This window comes from Shinella sp. HY16 (assembly GCF_028534175.1).
In the GTDB taxonomy this organism is placed as follows: Bacteria; Pseudomonadota; Alphaproteobacteria; order Rhizobiales; family Rhizobiaceae; genus Shinella.
Genome location: NZ_JAHYXL010000001.1, coordinates 412,788 through 438,394, shown reverse-complemented (window position 1 = coordinate 438,394; position 25,607 = coordinate 412,788). Strand labels below are relative to the sequence as shown.

The 25,607-nt window shown below is 58.7% G+C and carries 17 protein-coding genes and 1 tRNA gene; 5 read left to right on the top strand and 13 right to left on the bottom strand.

Features of this window, described 5'->3' with window-relative positions; genetic code table 11:
• Positions 1-5: 5 nt before the first annotated feature.
• The 5 genes from K0P03_RS02155 to K0P03_RS02135 all read right to left on the bottom strand — a co-directional run bounded on the left by K0P03_RS02155 (position 6) and on the right by K0P03_RS02135 (position 7,849).
• Positions 6-623, bottom strand: coding sequence for a recombinase family protein (locus K0P03_RS02155; RefSeq protein ID WP_272788776.1), 618 nt, complete (start codon positions 621-623; stop codon positions 6-8).
• Between the two features lie 145 nt (positions 624-768).
• Positions 769-2,100 carry a hypothetical protein gene (locus K0P03_RS02150; RefSeq protein ID WP_272788775.1) on the bottom strand — a complete coding sequence of 444 codons (1,332 nt, stop codon included), beginning with the start codon at positions 2,098-2,100 and terminating at the stop codon, positions 769-771.
• Positions 2,097-3,308, bottom strand: a complete 1,212-nt coding sequence (locus tag K0P03_RS02145) for a hypothetical protein (protein ID WP_272788774.1) — start codon at positions 3,306-3,308, stop codon at positions 2,097-2,099. Before K0P03_RS02145 ends, K0P03_RS02150 begins: the two co-directional genes overlap by 4 nt.
• 129 nt (positions 3,309-3,437) lie before the next feature.
• Positions 3,438-6,038: a DEAD/DEAH box helicase gene (locus K0P03_RS02140; RefSeq protein ID WP_272788773.1), complete on the bottom strand. Its 2,601-nt coding sequence runs from the start codon at positions 6,036-6,038 to the stop codon at positions 3,438-3,440.
• A gap of 5 nt (positions 6,039-6,043) precedes the next feature.
• Positions 6,044-7,849 carry a site-specific DNA-methyltransferase gene (locus tag K0P03_RS02135; protein WP_272788772.1) on the bottom strand — a complete coding sequence of 602 codons (1,806 nt, stop codon included), beginning with the start codon at positions 7,847-7,849 and terminating at the stop codon, positions 6,044-6,046.
• A 287-nt stretch (positions 7,850-8,136) separates the two neighbouring features.
• Here K0P03_RS02135 and K0P03_RS02130 point away from each other — a divergent pair, with 287 nt between their 5' ends.
• Together K0P03_RS02130 and K0P03_RS02125 are read left to right on the top strand one after the other, a co-directional pair.
• Positions 8,137-8,427, top strand: a complete 291-nt coding sequence (locus tag K0P03_RS02130; protein ID WP_272788771.1) for a hypothetical protein — start codon at positions 8,137-8,139, stop codon at positions 8,425-8,427.
• On the top strand, positions 8,418-9,935 hold the full coding sequence (locus K0P03_RS02125) for a relaxase/mobilization nuclease domain-containing protein (RefSeq protein ID WP_272788770.1): 1,518 nt from the start codon (positions 8,418-8,420) through the stop codon (positions 9,933-9,935). The genes K0P03_RS02130 and K0P03_RS02125 overlap by 10 nt, the downstream gene beginning before the upstream one ends.
• 120 nt (positions 9,936-10,055) lie before the next feature.
• Here the strand turns inward: K0P03_RS02125 and K0P03_RS02120 are convergent, their stop codons facing one another.
• The 4 genes from K0P03_RS02120 to K0P03_RS02105 all read right to left on the bottom strand — a co-directional run bounded on the left by K0P03_RS02120 (position 10,056) and on the right by K0P03_RS02105 (position 12,671).
• On the bottom strand, positions 10,056-10,493 hold the full coding sequence (locus tag K0P03_RS02120) for a hypothetical protein (protein ID WP_272788769.1): 438 nt from the start codon (positions 10,491-10,493) through the stop codon (positions 10,056-10,058).
• Between the two features lie 157 nt (positions 10,494-10,650).
• The gene (locus tag K0P03_RS02115) at positions 10,651-11,541 is read right to left on the bottom strand and encodes a hypothetical protein (protein ID WP_272788768.1); all 891 of its coding nucleotides are present in this window, start codon (positions 11,539-11,541) and stop codon (positions 10,651-10,653) included.
• A 454-nt stretch (positions 11,542-11,995) separates the two neighbouring features.
• A tRNA-His gene (locus K0P03_RS02110) sits at positions 11,996-12,072 on the bottom strand.
• Positions 12,073-12,221: 149 nt separating this feature from the next.
• Complete coding sequence (locus K0P03_RS02105) at positions 12,222-12,671, bottom strand: phasin (RefSeq protein ID WP_024270958.1); 450 nt, start codon at positions 12,669-12,671, stop codon at positions 12,222-12,224.
• 243 nt (positions 12,672-12,914) lie between these two features.
• Here K0P03_RS02105 and K0P03_RS02100 point away from each other — a divergent pair, with 243 nt between their 5' ends.
• Positions 12,915-16,604, top strand: a complete 3,690-nt coding sequence (locus K0P03_RS02100; RefSeq protein WP_272788767.1) for a PAS domain S-box protein — start codon at positions 12,915-12,917, stop codon at positions 16,602-16,604.
• A 274-nt stretch (positions 16,605-16,878) separates the two neighbouring features.
• A complete protein-coding gene (locus tag K0P03_RS02095) occupies positions 16,879-18,456 on the top strand; it encodes an ABC transporter permease (protein WP_272790438.1) in 1,578 nt (525 codons plus the stop codon).
• Positions 18,457-18,702: 246 nt separating this feature from the next.
• Here K0P03_RS02095 and K0P03_RS02090 read toward each other — a convergent pair whose 3' ends face one another.
• Positions 18,703-20,655, bottom strand: a complete 1,953-nt coding sequence (locus tag K0P03_RS02090) for an acetoacetate--CoA ligase (RefSeq protein WP_272788766.1) — start codon at positions 20,653-20,655, stop codon at positions 18,703-18,705.
• A gap of 182 nt (positions 20,656-20,837) precedes the next feature.
• Between K0P03_RS02090 and K0P03_RS02085 the strand changes: the two genes are divergently transcribed.
• A complete protein-coding gene (locus K0P03_RS02085; RefSeq protein ID WP_272788765.1) occupies positions 20,838-22,679 on the top strand; it encodes an AsmA family protein in 1,842 nt (613 codons plus the stop codon).
• 17 nt (positions 22,680-22,696) lie between these two features.
• On the opposite strand, the gene K0P03_RS02080 is transcribed toward K0P03_RS02085, so the two are convergent.
• From K0P03_RS02080 to K0P03_RS02070, 3 genes are read right to left on the bottom strand one after another with little or no spacing between them, the layout of a single operon-like run.
• Positions 22,697-23,515 (bottom strand): ABC transporter permease subunit, encoded by an 819-nt coding sequence (locus tag K0P03_RS02080; protein ID WP_024270957.1) that lies wholly within the window; start codon positions 23,513-23,515, stop codon positions 22,697-22,699.
• Between the two features lie 4 nt (positions 23,516-23,519).
• A complete protein-coding gene (locus K0P03_RS02075; RefSeq protein ID WP_024270956.1) occupies positions 23,520-24,431 on the bottom strand; it encodes an ABC transporter permease subunit in 912 nt (303 codons plus the stop codon).
• A 4-nt stretch (positions 24,432-24,435) separates the two neighbouring features.
• Positions 24,436-25,578 carry an ABC transporter ATP-binding protein gene (locus K0P03_RS02070; protein WP_024270955.1) on the bottom strand — a complete coding sequence of 381 codons (1,143 nt, stop codon included), beginning with the start codon at positions 25,576-25,578 and terminating at the stop codon, positions 24,436-24,438.
• Positions 25,579-25,607: the final 29 nt, after the last annotated feature.

Sequence of the window (25,607 nt, the reverse complement as noted above, 5' to 3'; positions counted from 1 at the left end):
GCACTTCAGGAAACTCCTAGGACGTGCTTCCCGTCCTGTCGTAGGTCGCCCATTGGGGAGACGTGCCGATATAGGGTTTGCCGCGAGACCTGTAGCTCGCGACATAGATCGGCAACCACGGTCTCCGGCTTGCCCATCGCAGCTTGGGCGAGCCGAATTTTTGCAGGTGTCATCGTCGCCTTACGTCCTCCTACACGTCCGCGCGCACGAGCGGACTGCAGTCCGGCAATGGTGCGTTCTCGGATCAGTTCGCGCTCAAATTCAGCAAGCGATGCAAAAATTCCGAACATCAGCTTGCCTTGAGCACAACTGGTATCAATCGGCGTTTGACCAGACAGAACACGGAACCCGATACCCCGCCTTGAGAGATCATCGACCGTATTCACCAGATGACGGAGATCACGCCCGAGACGGTCCAGCTTCCAAACCAACAGGGTATCGCCAGGCCGCAGGGATTTCAGGCAGGAATCTAATCCTGATCGGTCATCGCGCTTTCCCGATGCAAAATCCTCGTAGATCATCCTCGGGTCGACACCGGCATTCAGCAAAGCGTCTTTTTGAAGATCGAGGACTTGCGACCCATCCGATTTAGAAACCCGAACATAACCCACCAGTTCACCCATGCCTCAACTCCTGTCACGCAAACGACCGTTTAGAGAACCATTCTCATTTACGGCCAATTCAAGCACAACCGCGCGCCACAACCCGTCACGAAAACTTTGATCCGGAAACGTGGTGCGTGGCACAGTATGTCGGGATAGAATTCGGCTAGTAAAGCCGGATAGACTGCCTTGAATAAGCAATCGGATTTTCCAGTGCGACAGATGGCAACCCAAATGCTAGGCGACGCATAACCGGAATACACAACAGCGTCAGAGTTGAGTGAACTGATGCATTAAGCAGCTCTCGGTTTGAAATGTGATATTCGGTCTCCTTGTTATGAACAATTGAGCAGCGAATTTGATAAATCAGACTTGTAAGCCTTTTTTCAGGAGCAGAAGTCAAATCTGCCGGGACCCCGAGCCTTGACATGAAATGTAGGAAATCCGGCTCAAGAAGGCCAATAGGGCCGAGAGTGCCAGCCAATTGGTTAGTTCGTTGGGTGACATAATCGGAAAACAGCGTGCCACCTATCTGCAAGCTCCAACTGTTGCTTATTAGCGCCTTTAACTGCGAATACTCCCCCTCCGCTGTAGCCGCCTGGATATTCTTGAATTGGCGAATGCTGAAAAAGGACGATCCGATATGCTTTCTCTCCACCTCCGCGATCCGCGCCCGGATCATATAGTTCTCTAAGGTGTGATATGCACTTAGGTAAGAGTCTAGAATTGTTGTACGCCCATTGAATTCGCTCAGCATTTCGAAGGGCTCCGCGAATTGCTCGTACGAACTCACGATGCGAAGGGTCTCTGGTATACCGTTAATTCCGTCGTATCCGCTAAATGAAACCGGCTTCGTGAGCACACAACCAGACAGGAGCGCGTGATATTTGAGCAGAGCTTCACGCTTACTGTCCTCAGCAATGGTGGAGACTACCCATCTTTTTCCAGCGACTGGGGAAGCTGCCCGGCAGAGTACGATGAGAGCGACAACGTTAAGCTCCGACGAGTCGTCCAACTCGTCGGCAGGAATCAGCGCATTGTCAGTAAAATCAAAGTATCCGACCGATTCGGCTAGGTTATTGGGGTGCTGATAGAAAAAGACCCTTTTTTGGTCTCCGCCCTGTTCGAATAAGCCGTCACCAGCCTGATATTCGTCCAATCTGAATTGCGACACTTCAGGTGGTACGTCCTCATCCAACTGCTCTTCAAAAATGGCATTTGCAACTTCAAGTGCTCTCACCAAGTTTGCAGCTCTGGGCAAGAGCTGTGCTATGTCAGCACCCGTTGAAGAGATCACATCCAGCGCCAGTCGAACCTCGTCGATGAACGCTTCTCCATTTTCCGTAAACAATTCATCGATTCTTGACGGAAGTCCGTAGAACACACTAAGGCTCGAATCGACGTTATCCCAGACTTCATCATCTAAAGCGTCAAGGACGGCCTCATCAATAAAGAATAGATCGGAAATGGCGCTCTTTACCTCGTCCTTCACACTCATGCTTGCCCCCGGAAATAGAGGCCCCATGCGATTGGCTCGGAGCTAGGATTCTTCAGGAAATCTAGAGTTGCTTTGTAAACCGCATTTTTGTTTACGGACCCTAGGTTCACCTTGGAAAGATCGAGCGAATTTCTGACCTTCTCGAAAGCTTCCAAATCCAAGCTCGCGGCAAACAGTGGAACACACCGCGTCATCTCTTTGAGAGCTGCACTTAAGGGGATGTCAGTTTCGCGCGCGTAAGCGCCTATCGCCCCGAATATTCCTACCAGCACCACTTCTCGACCAAGCCACTTCACTCCATCTTCAGTGACTAGATTCCGGTCCAGCGACTGCAGCAAGTCAGAGAACGAAATCAATAGGTCTTGATCGGTCCCCAGGAGGGTGTCAGCATCATCGACATCATCAAATGATCTTGATGCCGAGAAATCTGCATTCGTGGTGACTGGTTTTCCCGCATTTAGAGAAACAAATGCAGAAATGAGATGCGAAAAATGAAACTCGCCATGCTCTCTATTTTTGCTGTACGAAAGCGAACTTTGTTCCTTTTCTCGGATTATCTTCGCTCCTCCAAGTGCGTCTTGTAAGATTGGAAGGTAGCCGATAAAGAGCAACTCGACCTGATGTTTTATATTCACGGCTTTGTGGCCAGCGTTGAGGACCAGCATTTTTTGAATCTGCGAAGAGTCGTTCAGGTTGAACCAAATCTCGACCCACAAGCTGTTGTTCTCGAAAAGCTCCGTTAAAACGGAGCCCTCACGTCTCGCCTTAACAATCCTTTGAAAAAGCGAGGAATTTATATCTCTTTTGCGCAATTGCTCGGAATGAATTCTCGCAAACTTTACAGGTGTAATACTGGCGTCACTATCATCAAGCGAATTATAAAACTCTACCGCTTCCCAAGCTTCTTTAAGCCGACTGCTGCGCTGAAGTCCATCCAGCACTTTGAAATCGCTCCCCAGCACAAACTTTTCGCCCAAGATGCGGGGCGGAGTCTGTCCGTCTGCAACAAGAACAATTGCCGGTATGTGCTTTTTCTTTTCGATTGTATCCCAGAGATTATCTAAGAATCGATTAGAAACTATACCGCGCTGCACATAGTACTCTTTGAAATCCTCTGGAAGAGACTCGACGTATTCTCGCAGAGTAGTTCGACATAAGACGCACACTGCGTCTCCTTCATTGAAATGGTCAAGGATGGTTAGCTTCATATCGGTTCCAGCTAATTATCGAAATTCCCGACCGACACTACCTGCGCATCGTTAACGGGAGATATACAGCGCTACACAGCTCAGAGATGAATAGCTGTGTTCCTGAATTGCCTGGATATCTTCGATTTGTTAGTGATCCAGTTTGTTTGGCAACTTCTCTCTCCACTCGCTCATAAGAATAAGCGAACACTCCACCGTTGTGCCGTCTGCCTGGACAAGCTGCAACTGACCTGCTGGCACTGTGGCATCCCAAGCGTAATTCTCGGATAGCAGTTTCATCAGGTCGCGCTTGTATGCCGTGTCCAGGTTGTCGAGCTGATCGCCTTTCATCTCTAGCACGGTAATGCGAGAGCCACCCCCGCTTCCACGATCAGCCGCGAAGATGAAGTCGGGATACACCTTCGCGCGCTTCCACCCCTGCAAACCGTATTGGATTCGGGCAACATTCCGGTGCCACCACTTAAGGGCGTTGTCGCCATCCAGGTAAACGGCGACATCCCGCTCATCATTATTCAACTCGTTTGCGAACACCGGCATAAACAGGCTTCGTTCCAGCGCCGCGCCGTCCTTGTTCAAAAGGTGTTGTGGGCGCTCCGGCTCGGCGATCTGAAACGAGAACGGCATACGCCAGTTCTTATCATCCAGGCGCAACCGAAACTGAATCGACCCTTTCTTCACCTTTTCGCGGAACAGGGTTTCCGCAAGCCCATTGCGGGCAAGGTCTAGTTTGCGGCGAAGCTCATCGACAATCAGATTGGCGAGCAATCCGATCTTCTCCATCGTGAAACCACGGGCAAGAAGGGCATGGATGAGCTTCCCTACAATTTCCCGCGCCAGGAACGGATTGGGGACGAGGTCAGAAACCATCCGCACCGCATAAGACGGATCAAAGACAAGGCTTTCTCCAGCCGCCGCGATCCGTTCAGCCTTGAAGTGCTCCTCGGTATCGGTGAGGCTGATGCGCTGAATCTGCCCCTCTGGCCTTTGCGCGTTAAGTGGTATCCCACCAGCGATATCGGCAGGATCGAAATGGTGCCATGCAATGCCCGCGAGAATGTCCGTCTCGTAATCGAGCGGCCGGACAGTCTCGCCGTCCACATGAAGCACCAGAGGCAGATATATTTCTGTGCGGGAGAAATCCGGTCGGCGAGAGATCGTCTTGCTGCCCTTGACCTTTGTGGTGGCGTCAGCTTGGACGACACGCAAAACAAGATCGCCCAGGCCGTCACCCTCAAGGCCTTTTTTGATAGCGTTCACCACGTCAGCCGTCCCAGCGTGATGCGTCACGACATGGCATTCATCCAACGCGGGGACACCGGTCTTCAATGCGTCCGGCTGGCGCAAGATGCGGCCTACCAACTGCGTCATTGCGCTAAGGTTGGAGCTTGCGGCCAGGGAGCAAAGGACGTAGGCAAATGGGCAATCCCAGCCCTCTTGAAGGGCAGATTTCGTAATGATAGCCCGGATTCGATTTGTGGGCGAAAGCAGGTCTTGATTTTCGGGCTGGCGCAGGTCGTTGGTCTCGGCGGTTTTGATAGCAATTTCGCCTTCATCGAAACCGGCGGCAAGCAGCCAATCCTTGGCATCGTCCGCATGGATCAAACCGGCGCTGTGCTGGTCCTTACCGGTTCTTTCGACCTGCACCAGCATGATCGGCCTGATGTAACGACCGGTATTGGCCCGTAGGTTCGATGCTAAAGCATCAAGTCGGGCTAGCTGGTCCACCGCAGCACTCAAAGTAGCCTTCCAATCTGTCCCCTGCCGGGCGTCCAGATTGAGCGGCATCTTGATCATACCTTCACGGTCAAGCTCTGAACCGGTTACTTCAACCAAGACGTTCGCATATCGTCCCTCTCGCGGATTATTCCCGCCACGTGGTTGAACGTCGTGGGGCGTGGCGGTCAATTCCAGAACAAAGCGGGGGTTGAAGCCATACAGGGTTTCAAAAGCGAGATCGGAAACGGCTCTATGGCCTTCATCCAGAACCACCACAGGACGAATGATGCGCAAGGCGTTGCCCAGCGAATCCTTCACCATGGGAAACAAGTCATCGTAGCAATCGAGATTGCTGACAGCCTTGATCAAATCGCCATGGGCTTTTTGATCGCCTTCTGGCGGTGAGAAGCCAGCCACGTCGCCGCGATCCTGAAACATCTTAAGGGTATCTTTGGTCTCGCGGTTCGCCGACTGCAACATCAGAAGCATTACGCAAAGCTGACCCTGCACATCGCGGGCATCGAGCCTGTCAGTCTTCTCCATGATCTTCACCCGCCCAGCAGCGGCGCGATCTAGTGCCTGCCGATAAGGGTCTTGTCGATCCTTCAGGCGTTTCAAGGTCTGACTGTAGATCGCTTCATTCGGCACGATCCAAAGCACGAAACCGGTGTTGCAGCTCAGGAACCGCCCAAAAATCCTAGACAAGGCATGTACAGCCAGAAAGGTTTTGCCACCGCCAGTCGGAACCTTGAGAACGGTATTCGGCACCGGCCGCCCTGTTCCATCTTTCCGGGACGAAAACGGGATGCCAGAACGGGATGGAGGCAGCTTTCCGTCCGCCGCCATTCGCTGCCAGGTTCTTTGAGCGTAATCCGGAACCTGAATTCCGAGATCAGGTTGCTGCGCGACAAGGTCGGCCACCCTGTCGGCTTTAGCCTTCTCCTCGCCGAGCACGTCGAGATAGCTATCTAACATCTCCAGGACACGCTTTTGATAGTCGAGTTCACGCAACATCGCGGTCAGCTCCGTTCGATGCGATAGAGCGCGAACGGCAACGGGACAAACTCAACAGGAATGTTTTCCTCAGCCAAAAGCTTCTGCGAAACATATCGGGCAGGCGCGAACACAAGGTGCGAACCGCCCGGATTTGTAGCGGCGATTTGTTTAGCCTTTGAGAGCGTCAGGGCCGCTTCAGAGGATTTCAGCCAGTCGAGATCAGGCTTGTAAATCAACCAGAGTTGCTGGTCGCCGCTTTCCCCGAGATAACCGGTTTCGAGATGAGCCTTCGCCGGATCAAAAGCGCAGTTGGTTGCCATATGGAACAACACAGCAGCCAGAGCAGCCGTTTCCGGCAGGCTTTCGCCAGTCAGTATCTTATCAAGCTCCACCGCAGCGCCAAGCGTGCAATAGGTAAACTCGCCGCCCAACCCTTCGACTGCCTCGGAGACTGTCCGTTCGCCGGTGACGATCAGCTCGGAATCCTTAATTTCTTTTTTGATTCGGTCGTACTCGTGCCCATGTAGATTCTCAATGGCCTGCACTTGGTCGGTAACACTGTTTGGATTCTCCAGTGTTCGCCAATTTATCCGCTCGCGAAGCAGTTCCGTCCTTTGAGTGCCTTGAAACTCGTATCCCTTGATGATCCGGCGCACGCGTTCAGCGGTCAGCCCGTCCACGTAGTCTTCCATTTCAACGAGAATGAAGCGACGATTGCCGCCGTCACGTTTGTTTGCTTCCAGTACTGCATGTCCCGTCGTGCCGGACCCTGCGAAGGAGTCTAGAACAATTGAATTCTGCCCAGTCGCCAATGCCAGGACTCGCAGGATCAGATCGCGAGGCTTCGGCGTTACGAATACATCTCCGGAATTGTCAAAATCGAGTATGTTCAGCAGTTCTTTCTTAGCATCCTGCGTATGGCCAACATCGTTGTAGCCCCAGATGGTTTGCGGAACTCGTCCGGCTTTCACGTCGGTGAGATATCTCTTGAGCCGAGGCTGGTTGTTACCATCTGCCCCCCACCATATGCGGCCATCTCTATCGAGCTCTTCAAATCGTGATTTAGAGACTCTCCAGTACATCCCCCTCGGCGGACCGGGAATTTCCCTGCCGCTTGGGGTCGTGATGGAGTAAGTTCCCTCACCATAGAAATTGCGGGCAGATAGATCGCCAGACGTCCACGGCCCGCGTGGATCATTGTCAGTATTTGTGTAACGCCCCTCCATCTCTTCTGTGCGACCCAGAAGGTTCGGACGCCATATAGTCTTATTTTTCGCATAAACGAGTATATAGTCGTGATCCTCTGAAAAATATTGAGCAGTATTTTTCGGTGAGAAGACTTTGTGCCATATGCAAGTTGCGACGAAATTCTCCTCCCCAAAAATCTCATCTAACATGGATCGTGCTCTGTGCACTTCATTGTCGTCCAACGTGATCCAAATGCTTCCTTGGTCCGAAAGAAGTTCTCGCAATAGACGAACTCTCGGCCACATCATGGCACACCATTTATCGTGACGTAGACCGTCCTCCGTACCAATTGGGTTAGTGTTTAGCCACTCCTTGATCATCGGCGAATTCACGTTGTCGCTGTATGCCCAGCCCTCGTTGCCAGTATTGTAAGGCGGGTCAATGAAAACGCAGTCCACTTTGCCAGCGTAGCTCGGGAGAAGCGCCTTTAACGCGTGTAGGTTATCGCCCTGAACGATGAGGTTTCCATCCAGCTTGGGCTCCCCAATGCCTTTTGCCCGATGGATTTCCAGAGGACGAAATGGAACCGCGAGATGGTGGTTGTAGACGAACTCCTTCCCCTTGAAATTCAGTTCCGTCATCGTCGCCCTCTTACTCAGCAAATCACGTCAGCAGTTAGAATTGCGACCGCACCAAAAGGCAAGGTCGCGGCAGTTATTGATGCGATCTTTCCAAGACGAAAGAGACGCGGCAACGGCTCATTCGCGGTGCTGGTTACACCTTGCTTGCCGCCGACGAAAATCCGGCAAATCCTTGTTTGTAGGCACCAAAGTTACGAGGGCCTGCGGTTGCCAGCCATGCGTCCGTTGTCACGGACGCAGCAGGCCAAGGGGGCGCGCCCCCTGTGGAACCCCAAGAGGAGAAGCGAATGAAAACTTCATCGATACGAATACGGATTGAAGACAATCAGAAAGCCAGGATCGAGGCGTTCTCAAGCCGGACGGGCAAGACCGTGTCAGAACTCCTGCGCCAGGCAGCCGCCTCAGCCATATCCGGCGATGTGCCCGGAGCAAAGCACCGGATGACATGCACCGCCATCCGGCGCTCAGCTAATCACTTGCTAGCTGTCCTTGCGGAAAATCCCATCGAACTCCAAACTTTGCGCTCTGCCCTTGTCGACATTCGTGCAGCGGCTCATGAGCTGGTGCAATGTCGATGATCATCAAGGGTATTCGTCTGCGGTCGTCATCCAGCATAGGCCGAACTATTCGCCATCTTGAAAACGGAGACGAAAACGAGGCCGTCGATTACGTCGCAGGGACCGCCGCCGATATACGCGACATGCACCGTGACGCCGTCTCTATAGGATCACGGTACGCGGTGCGGCACTGGATTATTGCGCCTCACGAAAGCACGACTCGGCAGCAGATGACAAAAATAGTAGGGGCTATCGCGAAGGAATTCGCCTTCGACCCGGCACGCGCCGTAATCGTCGAACATCAAAAAAAACGGTCGACCAAAGACGCGGTAGACGTTCACTGGCACGTCTTAGTTGGCGAAGTCGACCCGGCCTCGGGCCGCATTCTTGCGACATCATACGACCGGATCAGGCACGAGCTTATCGCAAGAATGGCAGAGTTTGCGTTTGGCCACGCCATTGTTCCCGGCAAGCACACCGAGGCCGTTGTCAAGGGGCTCCGAAAGCGTGGCTTGAACTGTGTTGCTGACCGGGTTGAAGAATTCATAGCGCCTGCTCAGACCGTTGCAGCGGAAGCTTTTACGCATGCACGGCACCAGGAATGCAAACGCCTCGGGCTGGACCTACCCGCATTAAAACAGGCTATCAAGGCATCACTAAACACGTCCAGCAACCGGGATGGCATCACCAGCACTCTTGCCGAGTTGAGATTGGAGGCGAAGGCCGGTGACAAACCAGGAACCTGGATTGTAGTCGATTCCCAAACCGGCACTCTCATTGGTGCTCTTCATCGCCTGAGCGGACTGCGAAAATCCGCCATCAATGACCTGATGGGGATTGGGCAGCCTGAGGAGCAGCCAGAAGACCGTGCTGTTATACGGGTGACACCACCAAGTGACTTACAAACGGTACGGAGCCAACTGTCGAAGATAGCACCGGCAAACGCTGCTGGTCACCTTGAGGAGCTTATCACGGAACTGGAGCAATCAGCGCGGCTAGAACTTGAAAGGATGATCCCCGCATTTAAGCCGACTGCAGCAATGGAAGAGGCTAAGCAGGCCGCTAGTCACGCCGATAAAGACTTATCAGACGTTGTCATGCAGCGTACCGCTCTCGATATCCAGATCGCCAATGTCTCGCCCGTTCGCTGGTGGCACAGGCTCAGTGGATTAGCTGGACGAAGGCAGAGGGAAGTCATCAAGCTAGAAACTGCCTTGAAAGACATTGAAGTCGAAATACTTCGCAAGGAGATAGCCTTCACTAAGTGCCGCCAGAGAGAGGTCCGGGAGGAAAGGGCTGCAAAGGAGCGTCATGTCGCAACGGTTTCGGAAATCGTTCAGAGACAAGAGAGAGCGCGTGAAGCTCTGGCTGTATTACAAGAAGCAAGGCATATCCTGGCAGACAAGCCGGAAATCGCGATTGGTGGCATGGACGCTATTCTCTCTGCTGCAAAGACTAGAATCCGCAACGCAGATGCGATTGCCGGACAGATTGATGAATTGACGTCTGCGACGCGTCACCGCAGCTAGTTTCTCAGGCGGCGGGCGCTAATCGACAACCGAGACACATGAGTATGACCAATAATTAGAAAGCGCCCGCAGGGGGGCGCTTCCAGTCTGTCGTATTGCTGCTCGGTAATCCGCAGACGGCTAGGCTGCGCAACTCCGCACAGCGGCGCGTTTCGGAACGATGTGCAGATGCACAAAATGCGCACCGAAACGCTCTTCCACCACCAGGTGAATGTTGTTCTTCTGGCCCACGCGCCAAATTTCTTCGTACGAGAGTTTGTGTGCAATGTGCCAAAAGGCCACCGTCATCAAACCAATCTCCACGGCCTCCATACCAAGCCCCGTTTCTTTCAATGCCATGCTCGTGACCCGGTTACCTTTTGCGAGCCCCTCCGTCATGCTGGCCAGCGTCAGCGCCATCAGGCGCTCGCCACCTTCTTGAACCTGAGGCGCGGACCCAGTAGCCATTGCGGCCGTCTTTAAGAGGTCGAAGACTTCCGTGTCACAGGACACATCTACTGCCGCGTTACATCCGAGTGCGGACACCGAGAGTTTGAAATTTAGCATTTGATAAGGCATGCGAAATCCTTTCAGTGAAGGCTTACGCCCCGTGCTTCCAGCACGATGGCGATGACCGGGCAATTCCGTGTCACATGGCCTTTCAACCGGAAAAGAATGCGCCTGAAGATGTATAATCGTGTTTGTACCGGCAAGTCTGGCCTTACCGCAACTTGCCCTATGGCCTGTAAGCCCGAGGCACATAGCTGTCGAAAAGGTCTTTTTCCGGCGCTCTGAACCTCTGCAAGACGCTCTCGGTTGAAGGCACTAATATTCTCGGATCGTCTAAAGGGGGGATAAGCCAAAGGTCAGGGGTCGATATATCATTAGAGTTACTTGCCGCATGATTTTCTGCGTGTGCCTGAAAAAAGAGTGCGGACGACAATAACCTGTCTATTCGACTGACAGGCCCGAATGAGAACCCCAGCTTAGCACTAAACTTTTTGATTTTTTGAGCTCTGGCGCTACGCGCATCGGCCCGTGCATTTCCGCTATCCACAGAATTAACAATTTGAAGAAACCGGTCGCCATAAAGGCAAGCTGCCCAGAGGTGCTGGGTCGAGCGAAAATGAGAGATTATGCTCTGGAGAGAGCCATGACTTTTGGGCCAATCCAGGCCTGTGCGTCTATAAAGCTCCGGAGCCTCATACTTTTCGTAAAAGTACTTCCAGCGTTCAAATGAGTTATGTTCGGGAAAACTGGCCTTGGCGTACACTGTAAACATAAGATGGTTCGCCGCCGCGTACGCCCGGCGGTAAAATCGCTCAGGCTGATCCATAAGCTCCGAAAAATTCCGCCCCTCCCTTATTTTTTTGATCTCTCGAAGGGTAAACCCGGGCTTTGAACTTGCGACTTGCTCTTCGTAGTATGGATCGGAGACATCCCGCTCATCCATCAAGCGGCTATGGCGCTCATGCGCCAGAAAGAGGCGGTTAGTCTCAAGGTAGGATTGATATTTTCGCCTTTGTACCGCTTGCTTTTCGCCCGGAAAGTGCATCACCGCGAAAATGACGTCGGCAGCGTTAGCCTTCAATCGACCCTGCTCATTCACAATATCCAGTTTTGGCATGGCCCCCCCGTACGTCGGTAGAGGTCTATCACCTACACTCTCAATAGAGCGTTGACCTGCTCAAAGTGGCAAAATCGCTGATTAATGAAATGCACGTGGAGGATGCTTAAGAAGAAAGCAATCCTCGCATCTGCGGCGACCGCTAGCAGGAGGCCGACGACCGATAATTAGAACTGCCGGAGATCGGCGTTTGAATCCAAACGGTCAACCAACTTCGACAACGCCCCCTAACTTTTCAAGCAACTTCACTAGCTCAACCGCCTAATCCGTAGGGAATTTAGATAGTGAGCCATAGTCCAAGGCTGCAGGCGGCGTCGATTCGCGCACAATCCGCATCGGAAACATGGGCAGCAAGAACCCACAGTCCCTGCGACATGATCGGTATAGGGTCGGTATAAATTCGAAATGCGGCTTCGACCAGTGGTCTAATTGTGGCTTAAGTCTCTGAAAAGAATGGTACGGTTGGGGGGTCTCGAACCTCCGACCTCAGGTGCCACAAACCTGCGCTCTAACCAACTGAGCTACAACCGCACAAGGGCGCGTCAACCGCGCTTGGTGCGTCACATACGGGCAGTCGCACCATTTTTCAAGCCTTTTTTTAAAGGCTTGCACAAACGAAAATGGCCAGACGATCGTCTGGCCATTTTATCACGACGTGGAAAACCGCGCTATCGTCCGTATCAGACGGTCTTGAAGGACTTCATGGCCTTCTCGGCGGCAGACTTGCCGGGAGCAGTGACCTTCTCGGCAACCTTCTTGGAGGTTTCCTGCAGGGTCTTGGCCTGCTCGACGGCGACCTCAGCCTGCTTGCGCAGGAAGGCGGTCTGCAGTTCGAAGAGTTCGGAAACGGACTTCACGCCGAGCAGGGCTTCCATGTGCGAAAGCGAATTTTCGGCATTGGTGCGCAGCGCTTCGATGGCCTTGAGACCGAGTTCGACGGAGCCGGCCTGCGCGCTTTCGAGCGTCGCTTCGACGGTCTTGGTGGCGTCTTCGGCAGCTTCCTTCATCTTGGCATAGGCTTCCTTGGTCTGCGCGGCGCCCTTTTCGGCGAACTCGCGGAAGCTCTCGGAGAACTTGCTCGGGTCGATGGATGCGATGGAGAATACGTCGTCGGTCTTCTTGGTAGCCATTGTCTGCGCTCCTTGGTTTGGCCCTCTCTAGAGGCGCCGTGTTCTTGGATGGCTTCTATATAGTCGATCTTCTTTTGCATTGCAACAAAATTGTGCAGCGCACAAAAAACCACATGGCCGTTAACCCTTCTGCCTGAAAGCTCGGGGCTTTGCGGGCCAGGCGCTGGACCCTCCGCCTGTGCGTCGCTATTAATAAAGCGTTAATCGAAAGCCGGGACGCCGGAAGCCAGAACAGGCCTGAACATGTCCGCAAAACAGTATCCCTTTATCGACGTCGCCGTCCATGAACGGGTGCGCCTGCCCTTCGCCCGGGGCGAGGCGGTCGTGCTGTTTTCCAGGAACATGGCACGCGTGCTCTGGGCAAACGGCCGGGGCGCCGCCCTCTTCGGCCACGACAATATCTACGACTTCCTCGATGCCGGACCGGATCGCGCCGATGTGACCTTCCGCCAGCTGGCCGCGACCGCCCAGCAGGTGCAGGCGCCGGGCGATCGCCGTACCTTTCTGATGCGCATCGGCAGCGGCTTTCGCAGCGTGCCGGTAACGGCCGCCGTCGAGACCGTCACCATCCGCGCCGGCGACGACGCGATCCTGTTCAGCGCGCCCATCGGCACCGGACGGCAGGACCTGCACGAGACCGCCGCCGCCATGCTTACCGGGTTCGACGACCCGGACACGCACATGGCAGTGCTCGACAGCGCCGGTGCGATCGTTGCCGCATCGGAGGGCTTCGGTAGCCTCTCCATCAGCCCGGAAACGCGCCGTGCCCTCGTCGAGGCCACCGGACGCAGCATCGAGCGCCTCGTCAAACGCCCGATCGCCACCGGCCGCGGCCATCTTCCCGCCGCCATCGGCCGCATCGCCACCGATCCGCCACTCCACCTGCTCTTTGCCGTCGAAACGATTCTCGGCCATCTCGACCCGGCAGACGACGCGGCAGAACCCGCCGCCGCAACGCCGGCAGCAGCCGCTGCGGACACCGATATTCCGACGCCCGCCTTGGAGGCTCCGGCAGAGCCCGAGCAGATCGTCGAGACGGCAGAACCGATTTTTGAAATGGAAACGATCCTCGCAGAGGACATGCCGGCAATCGAGGACGCCGCTGCGACGGAAAGCCCGGCTGAGATCATGGCCACCTCCGACGAGGGCGCCATTGAAGCCCCGGTTACCGACGCTCTGCCGCAGGCTGCGGAAGCCGTGGAAAACATGCCGGACGCAATCGCCGGGCAAGAAGCCGTGGCGCATGCGGATGAGATCGCCGCCGAACCCGAGGCGGTTGCGGCAAGCGACGGCGCGGCAGACGAGACAGCCGGCTTCACCTTCAATCCGCAGGGCCGGCCGATCCGTTTCGTCTGGAAGATCGACGCCGAGGGCCGGTTCAGCGAGATATCGGACGAGTTTGCCGCCGCCGTCGGCCCGCATGCCGCCGCCATCTCCGGCAAGCGCTTCTCCGACGTCGCCGCGCGCTTCGACCTCGATCCCGACGGCAAGATCGGCGACCTCCTGCGCCGCCGCGACACCTGGTCCGGCAAGACGATCCTCTGGCCGGCCGAGGGCACCAACCTCGTCGTGCCCGTCGATCTCGCCGCCCTGCCGACCTATTCGCGCAACCGGGAATTCGACGGCTTCCGCGGCTTCGGCATCGTGCGCATCGCCGATGCGGCTCCGGACTCGCATGCTCGCGGCCTGACGCTCGGTGTTACCGAGGATGAGCAGGCCGCCGAAATGGAGGAAGTCTTCGCCGAAGAAGCCGGCACCCTCCTGGAGAGCGCGGCCGAGGAGCTGGACGACACGGTCGAGCCGGCGGAAGACCTTGTTGCGGACGCTGCAGACACGCCTGCCGCGGTCTCCACCGTGCCCGAGGAGATCGTCCAAGCGGACGAGCCGGCCCCGACGGCGCAGGACGCCGACGAAACGGCCGCGACAGCGGCTGCCCCTGCTACCGAAGACGAGGGCACGCCGGCAGCCCCTCTTGAGGACGAACAGGACGCCTTCCGCGGCGAACGCCCGGCGCTGCGCCTTGTCGAGACACCGGCACGCCGGCAATCCGACAAGATCGTGCAGCTCGAGACCCGGCGCAATCGCGGTGGTCTTTTCGACGGCCTTTCGACTGGCGAACAGGCCGCCTTCCGCGAGATCGCCCGCCAGCTCGGCGAAACCTTCGGCAAACGAAAGCCGGAAGACCAGCCGCCGGCCACGCCCGTGGAAACCGCAAACGGTGGTGAACAGCTGGACGAAACCACCCGCGACAACCAGCCGGAAACGGTTGAGAGCGAGGACACCACCGTTGCGCTGGCAGCCGGCGAAAACGATACGGAAGTGCCCGGCCTCGAAATCGGCCCGCATGCCGACGATCTCCTGAGCGAGCCCCAGGCCGAGACGCGCACGGCCATCGCCCCACCGCGCCGGCAGATGGAGTATGGCCTCACTGCCCCCGTCGTCGATGTTCTGCCCGTTGCCCTGCTGGTGCATGTCGGCGACCGGCTCATCCATGCCAATCCGGAATTCTACCGCCTGACGGGGTATACGAGCCTTGAGGATCTTGAGGCATCCGGTGGGCTCGATATCCTTCTGGCCGGCCCCGACGAGGATACAGAGGATAGCGACGGCACGATGGCCCTGCGCCATGCCGACGGTGAAAACACAAGCGCCGTGCACGCCCGGCTCCAGTCGATCCGCTGGGAGGATGGCACGGCGCTGATGCTGGCGCTGACGCCGCTGCACGCGAGACCGGCCCTTTCGCTGGTCGAGACCGTACCGGCGCCGGCGGTCGAAACCGAGGAGCGCAATGCCGACCAGACGAGCGCCGCCGCGCTGCGCGTCGAGGTCAGCGAGCTGCGCTCGATCCTCGAAACCGCAACCGACGGCGTCGTCGTGGTCGGACAGGACGGCGACATCCGCTCGATGAACCGTTCGGCCAGCGCCCTCTTCAACTATGACGAGGACGAGACCCGCGGCCGGCCCTTCGCCATGCTGTTTGCCCATGAAAGCCAGAAGGCGGTGCTCGACTATCTCGCCGGGCTTTCCGGCCACGGCGTCGCAAGCGTGCTCAATGACGGGCGCGAGGTCATCGGCCGCGAGGCGAGCGGTGGTTTCATCCCGCTCTTCATGACCATGGGTCGCCTCTCTTCCTCCGCCGGTTATTGCGCCGTCATCCGCGACATCACCCAGTGGAAGCGCACGGAAGAGGAGCTGCGCAACGCCAAGCGGGCCGCCGAGACGGCGAATGCCCACAAGAGCGATTTCCTCGCCCGCGTCAGCCACGAGATCCGCACGCCGCTCAATGCCATCATCGGCTTTTCCGACATGATGGCGACGGAACGCTTCGGGCCGATCGGCCATCCGCGCTATATCGAATATGCCAATGATATCGGCCGCTCCGGCCGCCATGTGCTCGATATCGTCAACGACCTGCTCGATATTTCGAAGATCGAGGCGGGCGAGATGGAGCTGGAATTCACCGCTGTCGGTCTCAACGAGACGATCGCCGAGGCGGTCTCGCTGGTGCAACCCCAGGCGAATGCGCAGCGCGTCATTATCCGCACCTCGCTTTCGGCCACCGTGCCGCAGATCGTTGCCGACCTGCGCTCGATCAAGCAGATCGCGCTCAACATCCTGTCGAACGCCATCCGCTTCACCCTGCCGGGCGGGCAGATCGTCGTATCGACCGCCTACGAGGCGAACGGCAGCGTCGTTCTGCGCATTCGCGACACCGGCGTCGGAATGACGCGCAGCGAACTGGAGCAGGCGATGAAGCCCTTCCGTCAGGTGACGACCGGCGCGCGCAAGCGGGGCGACGGCACCGGCCTCGGCCTGCCTTTGACCAAGGCGATGGTCGATGCCAACCGGGCGAACTTCGCGATCAGCTCCACGCCGAACGAAGGCACGCTGGTCGAAGTGATCTTTCCTTCGCCGCGCGTGTTGGCAGATTGAACCGATTGGATTAGAGCGGAGGAACGAGGGCAAGGCGCAATGACGACCCCCTCGCCCGGCTCCCGCCGCCTCGCCCGCGAGGTTTCCGCGTGACGCGGGGTGAGATGGGAAACCGTTCGGGGCGCCTGCCTGCCGAAGGACCCCTTTTCCCGAGGTGAACGCCTTGCAGGTATCTTCCGAAAGCGTACCCAGGCCGGTGCTCGGCCGCAGGACCGGTGCGCGGCGCCATCCGTTCTTGTCGGCCTCCGCCATACTGGCAGCCGCTATCGTGCTGATGCCGGCGACCGCCATCGTCGTGATCGCCGCGACCGGCGGCACCGACAACTGGCCCCATCTTCTCAGCAACGTGATCCCGCGCGCGACGTTGCGCACGCTGATCCTTCTTGCCGGCGTCGGCACGATCACGGCGATCGTCGGTGTCGTCACGGCCTGGCTGGTGGCGAGCTGCGAGTTTCCCGGACGGCGCCTGCTCTCCGGCCTGCTCGTGCTGCCGCTCGCCATTCCCGCCTATCTCGGCGCCTATGCCTTTGCCGAATTCTTCTCCTTCACCGGTCCGGTACAGACGGCCTATCGCGCACTGTTCGGCTTTCAGACGAGCCGCGACTACTGGTTTCCGGAGGTGCGCACCACGGGCGGGGCGATGCTGGTGCTGTCCAGCGTGCTCTATCCCTATATCTACCTTTCCGCCCGCTCGATGTTCCTGATGCAGGGCCGGGCGGCGGCCGACGTGGCGCGCACGCTCGGCGCGGGACCACTCAAGGTGTTTGCGAAGATCCAGATTCCCATGGCGCGGCCGGCGATCATGGTCGGGTTGACGCTGGTTGCCATGGAGACGCTGAACGATATCGGCGCAGTGGAATATCTCGGCGTGCAGACGCTCACCTTCTCGATCTTCGACACCTGGCTCAACCGCGGCAGCCTTGCCGGGGCGGCGCAGATCGCCTGCATCATGCTGGTCTTCGTCATCTGCCTGATGATGGTGGAGCGCGCCGCGCGCCGCCGGCAGCGCTTTTCCAGCCAGAAGACGACGGCGGCCGTACACGATTCCGTGCGCCTGAAGCTTGCCGGCTGGACGAAATGGGCAGCCAGCCTCGCCTGCCTCCTGCCGCCATTCATCGGCTTTGCCATTCCCGTCTTCGTGCTCGGCGGATATGCGGCGCGCCGGCTGGAGCAGTTCGCCTCCACACGCCTTCTTTCCGCCCTCTGGCACAGCGTCCTCGTTTCAGGCTCGACGGCACTCGTCGCGGTTCTGCTCGCCTTTCTGCTCGCCTACGCCGCACGCACCACCCGCTCGCGCCTGAATGCCGCCGCCGGACGCTTCGCCTCCTTCGGCTATGGCGTGCCGGGCACGGTGCTGGCCATGGGCGTGCTGATCCCGCTTGCCAATTTCGACAATGCCGTCGACGCGTTCCTGCGCGCACAGTTCGGCATATCGACCGGCCTTTTGCTCTCCGGCACCGGCTTTGCCATCATCTATGCCTGCACGGTGCGCTTTCTCACCATGGCGGAAGGCACGATCGACGCGGGCTTCCACAAGCTCTCCCCGCATCTCGACATGGCGGCGCGCACGCTGGGGCGCACCAGCAGCCAGACCCTCTGGAGCGTGCTCCTGCCCATGATGCGCCCGGCGACGCTGACCGCAGCGCTGCTCGTCTTCATCGAGACCATGAAGGAACTGTCGGCGACGATCATGCTGCGCCCGTTCAACTTCAACACGCTGGCGACGCTGGTCTACGAGGACGCCTCGCGGGCGAAGGTGGAGGATGCCGGTGTGCCCGCCATCATCATCGTCGCGGTCGGGCTCATTCCCGTCTTCCTCGTCTCGCGATCGCTCGACCGGAAGGGCGGATAAAAAAGAGGGCGGCATAAGCCGCCCCGATAGTTGAATGCTGTCCAACAAAAGCGTGGTGAACGGCTTCATGCCATCGGGGTCGGGTGCGACCGGAACGCCCGTCATCGGGCGCGCTCAAGTTGGCACGACCTTGCGCCATTCCGGCTTAACAAATCCTTACCTGACCAGTTCCGGCACAAACCTTTCGTTCACAACTTCGAAAACTTGGTTAATGCCGAAGGCCGAAATCGTTAACGCGCAAGACGCTTACGATTTCAGTGCCTCCAGATTGGCGAAGAGCTCCAGCGCCTCCGGATTGGCAAGAGCTTCCTTGTTCTTGACCGGCCTGCCGTGCACCACCTCGCGCACAGCAAGCTCGACGATCTTGCCCGACTTGGTGCGCGGAATGTCCGCGACCTCGATGATCTTCGCCGGCACGTGGCGCGGCGAGGCACCGGTGCGTATCTTCGTGCGGATCGTCTTTTCCAATGCCTCGTCCAGCACCTTGCCCGGGGCGAGGCGTACGAAAAGCACGACGCGCACGTCATCGTCCCAGTCCTGGCCGATGCAGAGGGCTTCGACGACGTCTTCCAGCTGTTCGACCTGGTTGTAGATCTCCGCCGTGCCGATGCGCACGCCGCCGGGGTTCAGCGTCGCATCGGAGCGCCCGTGAATGACGATGCCGTCATGGCTGGTCCATTCGGCAAAGTCGCCATGGCACCAGATATTGTCGAAGCGCTCGAAATAGGCGGCACGATATTTTGCGCCGTCCGGATCGTTCCAGAACATGACGGGCATGGAGGGGAAGGCCTTGGTGCAGACCAGCTCGCCCTTTTCGCCGCGCACCGGATGGCCGTCCTCGTCCCAGACATCCATGGCAAGGCCGAGGCCCGGCCCCTGGATCTCGCCGCGCCAGACGGGCCGCAGCGGAACGCCGAGCACGAAGCAGGAAACGATATCCGTCCCGCCGGAAATGGAGGCGAGCTGCACGTCGGGCTTGATGCCCTCGTAGACGAAGGAGAAACCTTCGGGCGAGAGCGGCGAACCGGTGGAGGTCAGCAGGCGCAGGCTCGAAAGGTCATGCGTCGTGCGCGGCGTGAAACCGCCCTTGCGCACCGCGTCGATGTATTTGGCAGAGGTGCCGAAGACGGCGAATTTTTCGTCCCGGGCATAGTCGAACAGCACATTGCCGTCCGGATGGAAGGGCGAGCCGTCGAACAGGCAGAGCGTGGCGCCGACCGCAAGGCCGGAGACCAGCCAGTTCCACATCATCCAGCCGCAGGTGGTGAAATAGAACAGCCGCTCGCCGGCGACGAGGCCGCAATGCAGGTGGTGCTCCTTGAGATGCTGCAGCAGCGTGCCCCCGGCCGAATGCACGATGCATTTCGGCACGCCTGTGGTGCCCGACGAGAACAGAATATAAAGCGGGTGGCGGAACGGCAGCTGCGCGAAGACGAGCGGTTTTGCCTCATAGGGTGCCATCAACGCATCGAGCGTGCGGCCGGCCGGCAGGGCGCCTGCAAGCGTCTCGGCGTCGCCGGCATAGTGCACCACCACGACGGGGGCGCCAAGTTTCCCGGCCACGGCCTTCACCTTGGCGGAGACGTCCTGCAGCTTGCCGGCATACCAGTAGGCATCGCAGGCAATAAACAGTTTCGGCTCGATCTGGCCGAAACGGTCGAGCACACCCTGCTCGCCGAAATCAGGAGAACAGGAGGACCAGATGGCGCCGAGCGAAGCGGCGGCCAGCATGCAGGCGATGGTCTCCGGCATGTTCGGCATCATGGCGGCAACGCGGTCGCCTTCACCGATACCCATTGCAGCAAAAGCCTGCTGGAGCTTCGACACCCGGGCGCGAAGCGCATCCCACGACCAGCGATAGGACACCTTGTCCTCGCCGCGGAAGACGATGGCGTCGTCCGGACCACTCGCCTTCAGGAGATTTTCCGCAAAGTTCAGCCGGCCCTCGGGGAAGAACCGGGCCTCCAGCATGCGCTCGCCGTTTTCCAGCGCGACACCGCCCTTTTCGCCAAGGACGGCGCCGTCATCCCAGACCGCGGTCCAGAACGCCGCACGGTCCTCCACCGACCAGGCGTGCAGATCGTCGTAGGATTTCAGGTCGCGCCCGGCGATATGGCTGCCGGCCTTCATGAACAGGGCCATCGGGCTCTTTGCCAGGATGTCCGCCGAAGGTTTCCACAAGGGCATTTCTGACGTCATGCTTTCCTCCACTCCATGGCTTTCGTATAGCATGTTGCGCCGCAGTATAAAGTGGCGAACGCCGGTTCACGCCGTTGCCGGACGCAATTCCGCCATGGCGCCATTTGATTTCTTCGCCCCAAGCGCCTATCCCCGTTCGCTTGAAATGATGTGAACGCTGCCGGCAAAGGACCTGCATCCGAATGACCCTTTCCCGTTTCATCCAGTCGCGGCATTTCGTGCGGGGAATTCTTGTTGTTCTGGTGCTGTTTGCCGCGGTGCGCATCGGCTTTCCCTTCCTCATCCAGACCGACACGGTCGGCAGGGAGATCGAACGGACGCTCGAAGCCTGGACGGGCGCCGATGTGGATATCGGAAACGAAGCGGAGTTCGCGTTCTGGCCCTATCCGCGTGTGACGCTCGGCAATGTGCGGATCACCGCCGCGGCCGACGGGAGCGAGCTTGCGCATGTCGACGCCATCTCGGCGAGCTTCGACCTCTTCGGCGCGGTGCGCGGCAAACCGGTCTTCAGCGATTTCGATCTGATCCGGCCGACGATCCATGTCGGCTGGGATGCCGAGGGGGTCTTCAACTGGCGCCACAGCGGCTGGCTGATGCAGGCGATCGACGCGACCAAATCAGCGCCGGAGGGGCAAGCGATACCGGAGCTGCCGGAGGAGCGTATCGGCACGATCAACGTGGTCGACGGCGTCATCGAGGTCGCGCAGGACGACGGGGCAGCGCCTTTCCGCATGTCGGATATCAACGGCAACATCGACTGGCCAGCCCTCAGGCGGCCGCTCGACCTCACGCTCTCCGGCATCGTCAACGGCGAGATGAGCCGCTGGACTTTCGGCTGCGACCAGCCGCTCGCCCTGCTCGCAGGCCTCAATGCCAATGTCCGCACCAACCTTTCCGCCGATCCGACGACGATGACCTTCGAGGGCATCGCCAATCTTTCGACCAACGCCTTCATCGCCGGCAACATGACGCTCTCGACGCCGTCGCTCGGGCACCTGCTTGCCTGGCAGGGCAAGGAAATCCCCTCCGTCGGCAATCTCGGCCATATCAATGCCGAGGCGAAGGTGACGACGGCAGGCTACACGGCCAAGCTGGAAAATCTGAAGCTCACCCTCGACAATGCGCAGGCGACCGGCGTGCTGGACGTCAACATGCCGCCGGACGGCCTGCCGCAGGTGGGCGGCACGCTGGCCTTCGACCGGATCGATCTGCGCGCCTTCCTGACTGCCCTCTCGCCGCTTCCCGGCGCCGACCAGACCACGACCGGTATCGACACCGCCTTCATCCATCAATTCGGCATGGATCTGCGGCTTTCCGCCAAAAGCGCGGACTTCGTACCCTTCTCCCTGCAGGACCTTGCTGCCGGCATGCGCATCGAAAATGGCCGTGCCTCCTTCGATGTCGGCGACAGCCAGTTCATGGACGGGCGCATGACCGGACGCATCGCGCTCACCGAACAGGGCTTTCGCGGCGGCGGGCGCTTGCAGATGTCGCTGAGCAACGTCGATATCGGTGCGATCGTCAACACGCTCGCCCTGCCCGGGCCGCTGCCTTCCGGACGAGGATCTGCGGATTTCGAACTGTCGACGGATCGGCCGCTCTGGGCGACGACGGCTTCGGACATGTCCGGCCAGTTCCGGCTGGCCATGGGACCGGGCACGCTCACCCATTTCAACCGTCAGGCCTTCGAGGAACGGGCGGCGAAAAACGCGTTCTTCAATTTCTCGGAAGCTTCGGAGGGATCGTTTGATTTCGTGCGGGCCGATGTGGAGGCCAAGCTGGACCGGGGCCTTGCCGAACTGACCAAGGCACAGATCGAAGGCAACGAGAAGCTGCTGACTCTGTCCGGCATGATCCCCTATCGCAGCGGCAGCGTGGCACTCGCCGGCACGCTCGCCGACCGGCCCCAGGCGGATGCCGCCGCCGTCGTCACGCCGGCGATCAGCTTCTTCGTCGGCGGTTCCTGGCCGGAGCCGGTGATCTCGCCGATCTCCATCCTGACGGGGCAGCAACCCCGCCAGTAGGCTTCCTGAGGCAAGCCTCAGCGGCCGGCGAAGGCCGCCTGTTCGTCGCGCAGGCGCTGCACCTCGCGCCGCTTCGTCATGATCGACGCGATGACGACACCGATGGCGACAAGGCCGATGAGTAGCGTACACGCCGCGTTGATCTCCGGCGTCACGCCGAGGCGTACCTGGCTGTAGATCTTCATCGGCAAGGTCGTCGCCCCCGGACCGGAGGTGAAGCTGGAAATGACGAGGTCGTCGAGCGACAACGTGAGGGCCAGCATCCAGCCGGACAACACGGCAGGCGCAATGATCGGCAACGTCACCTCGAGGAAGGTTTTCACAGGAGTGGCGCCAAGATCCATCGCCGCCTCCTCGACCGAACGATCGAAGGAGAGCAGGCGCGACTGGACCACGACGGTGACGAAGCACATCGAGAAGGTGATGTGCGCCAGCGTCACCGTGACGAAGCCGCGATCGAAGCCGATGGCAACGAAAAGCAGGAGCAGCGAGAGGCCGGTGATGACCTCGGGCATGACGAGCGGTGCGTAGACCATGCCGGAGAACAGCAGCCGGCCGCGGAAGCGCGTATAGCGCGTCAGCGCCAGCGCTGCCATGGTTCCGAGAGCGGTCGCGACGGTCGCCGAGAGCAACGCCACGCGGATCGTCACCCAGGCGGCATCCATGAGGCCCTGGTTGTTGAAGAGCGAGACGTACCACTTCGTCGAAAAACCGGCCCAGACGGTGACCAGCTTCGATTCGTTGAACGAGAAGACGACCAGAAGCACGATCGGCAGATAGAGGAAGGAAAAGCCGAGAACGACCGAGGCGATGTTGAAACGGGACCAGGTGTTCATGGGCTTACCTCCCCTGCTCTTCGGCTTTCGCCTGCGCATTCTGGAAGAACACGATCGGCACGACCAGGATCAGCAACAGGATGGTGGCGACGGCGGCCGAGACCGGCCAGTCGCGGTTCGCGTTGAACTCGTTCCACAGCGTCTTGCCGATCATCAGCGTCTGCGATCCGCCGAGCAGATCCGGAATGACGAATTCGCCGACGGCCGGAATGAAGACGAGCATGCAGCCCGCCACGACACCCGGAATGGAGAGCGGGAAGGTTATCTTCCAGAAGGCCGACATCTGCGGGCAGCCAAGATCCTGCGCCGCCTCGATCAACGTGTTGTCCATCTTCTCCAGCGCCGAATAGAGCGGCAGCACCATGAACGGCAGGTAGGAATAGACGATGCCGATATAGATCGCCCAGTTGGTGCCGATGATGATCAGCGGCTCGTCGATGATACCGGTGCCCATCAGAAACTGGTTGAGCAGGCCTTCCGGCTTCAGGATGGCGATCCAGGCATAGACGCGGATCAGGAAGCTCGTCCAGAACGGCAGGATGACGAGCATCAGCAGCGTGGGCCTGAGCGTGCGCGGCGCCTGCGCCATGCCATAGGCGATCGGATAGCCGATCAGAAGCGTGATGAAAGTGGAAACGCCGGCGATCCAGAGGCTCGACAGATAGGCGTTCAGATAGAGCGCATCCTCCGTCAGCCAGACGTAGTTGTCGAAGCTGAACTGTCCGATCTTCGCAAGGATGCCGGAAAGCCCGTCCGCCAGCGCAAAAGCCGGCTCATAGGGCGGCTGCGCGATCGCGGTGGTCGACAGCGAGATGCGGAAGACGATGAAGAAGGGAATGAGGAAGAAGAACAGCAGCCAGGCATAGGGAATGAGGATGACAAGGCGGCTGAAGATGGCGGAGCCGAGCTTGGTCATCAGGTCAATCCTTCAGCACGACGCCGGCCGTTTCGCCGAAGGAGACCCAGACCTTCTCGTCATAGGCGATCGGATCCTCAACTTCGCGCTGGGCATTCAGCATGGAGGCCTTCACGACCTTGCCGCTGTCGAGCTTGACGTAGAAGACGGTCATGTCGCCGAGATAGCCGATATCCCAGATCTCGCCCGGGGCCGCATTGACGGAAGCGTCGGCAGGGGCGGCCCGCGTCACCTTCATCTTTTCCGGCCGGATGGCAAAGCCAGCGGCAGCGCCCGGCGCAGGGCCGTTTCCCGTCACCGTGCGGATGGTGAAACCCTCGTTGACGGCAAGCTCGATCTTGCCGTTGCCATTGGCCGAAACCTTGCCATCCAGGATGTTCACGTCACCGATGAAGTCGGCGACGAAGCGGGAGTTCGGGGCTTCGTAGATTTCCGCCGGTGTCGCCACCTGGATGACCTTGCCGTGGCTCATGACGGCGATGCGGTCGGCCATGGTCATCGCCTCCTCCTGGTCGTGCGTGACGACCACGAAGGTGAGACCGAGCTCCTGCTGCAGGTCCATCAGTTCGAACTGCGTTTCCTCGCGCAGCTTCTTGTCGAGCGCGCCAAGCGGCTCGTCGAGCAGCAGCACCTTGGGGCGCTTGGCGAGCGAGCGGGCGAGCGCCACGCGCTGGCGCTGGCCGCCGGAAAGCTGGTGCGGCTTGCGCTTGGCAAATTTCTCGAGCTTCACCAGCTTCAGCATCTGGGCGACGCGCTCGGCGATCTCGTTCTTCGGCATGCCGTCCTGGCGAAGGCCGAAGCCGATATTGCTCTCGACCGTCATGTGCGGGAAGAGCGCATAGGACTGGAACATCATGTTGACCGGCCGCTTGTACGGCGGGATGCTGGCAATGTCCTGGCCATCAAGGATGATTTCACCCGAAGTCGGCCGCTCGAAGCCGGCGAGCATGCGCAAAAGCGTGGACTTGCCGCAGCCGGACGCCCCGAGAAGGGCGAAGAATTCGCGGTGATAGATGTTGAGGGTGAGATCATCGACGGCAGTGAAATCGCCGAACCTCTTCGTGACATTGCGGAACGTGATGAATGGTTTTGCGTCCGGATCCGTCCAAGGTGCGAAGGAACGACGGATATTGCCGAGAGATTTCATTGCCTGTCCCCATCTCTTATTTTCTGGCG

What these genes read in the sequence shown, in the direction of transcription:
- K0P03_RS02155 (WP_272788776.1), bottom strand. Translation starts at nt 623, where the DNA reads ATGGGTGAACTGGTGGGTTATGTTCGGGTTTCTAAATCGGATGGGTCG.
- K0P03_RS02150 (WP_272788775.1), bottom strand. Translation starts at nt 2,100, where the DNA reads ATGAGTGTGAAGGACGAGGTAAAGAGCGCCATTTCCGATCTATTCTTT.
- K0P03_RS02145 (WP_272788774.1), bottom strand. Translation starts at nt 3,308, where the DNA reads ATGAAGCTAACCATCCTTGACCATTTCAATGAAGGAGACGCAGTGTGC.
- K0P03_RS02140 (WP_272788773.1), bottom strand. Translation starts at nt 6,038, where the DNA reads ATGTTGCGTGAACTCGACTATCAAAAGCGTGTCCTGGAGATGTTAGAT.
- K0P03_RS02135 (WP_272788772.1), bottom strand. Translation starts at nt 7,849, where the DNA reads ATGACGGAACTGAATTTCAAGGGGAAGGAGTTCGTCTACAACCACCAT.
- K0P03_RS02130 (WP_272788771.1), top strand. Translation starts at nt 8,137, where the DNA reads ATGAAAACTTCATCGATACGAATACGGATTGAAGACAATCAGAAAGCC.
- K0P03_RS02125 (WP_272788770.1), top strand. Translation starts at nt 8,418, where the DNA reads ATGTCGATGATCATCAAGGGTATTCGTCTGCGGTCGTCATCCAGCATA.
- K0P03_RS02120 (WP_272788769.1), bottom strand. Translation starts at nt 10,493, where the DNA reads ATGCCTTATCAAATGCTAAATTTCAAACTCTCGGTGTCCGCACTCGGA.
- K0P03_RS02115 (WP_272788768.1), bottom strand. Translation starts at nt 11,541, where the DNA reads ATGCCAAAACTGGATATTGTGAATGAGCAGGGTCGATTGAAGGCTAAC.
- K0P03_RS02105 (WP_024270958.1), bottom strand. Translation starts at nt 12,671, where the DNA reads ATGGCTACCAAGAAGACCGACGACGTATTCTCCATCGCATCCATCGAC.
- K0P03_RS02100 (WP_272788767.1), top strand. Translation starts at nt 12,915, where the DNA reads ATGTCCGCAAAACAGTATCCCTTTATCGACGTCGCCGTCCATGAACGG.
- K0P03_RS02095 (WP_272790438.1), top strand. Translation starts at nt 16,879, where the DNA reads ATGCCGGCGACCGCCATCGTCGTGATCGCCGCGACCGGCGGCACCGAC.
- K0P03_RS02090 (WP_272788766.1), bottom strand. Translation starts at nt 20,655, where the DNA reads ATGACGTCAGAAATGCCCTTGTGGAAACCTTCGGCGGACATCCTGGCA.
- K0P03_RS02085 (WP_272788765.1), top strand. Translation starts at nt 20,838, where the DNA reads ATGACCCTTTCCCGTTTCATCCAGTCGCGGCATTTCGTGCGGGGAATT.
- K0P03_RS02080 (WP_024270957.1), bottom strand. Translation starts at nt 23,515, where the DNA reads ATGAACACCTGGTCCCGTTTCAACATCGCCTCGGTCGTTCTCGGCTTT.
- K0P03_RS02075 (WP_024270956.1), bottom strand. Translation starts at nt 24,431, where the DNA reads ATGACCAAGCTCGGCTCCGCCATCTTCAGCCGCCTTGTCATCCTCATT.
- K0P03_RS02070 (WP_024270955.1), bottom strand. Translation starts at nt 25,578, where the DNA reads ATGAAATCTCTCGGCAATATCCGTCGTTCCTTCGCACCTTGGACGGAT.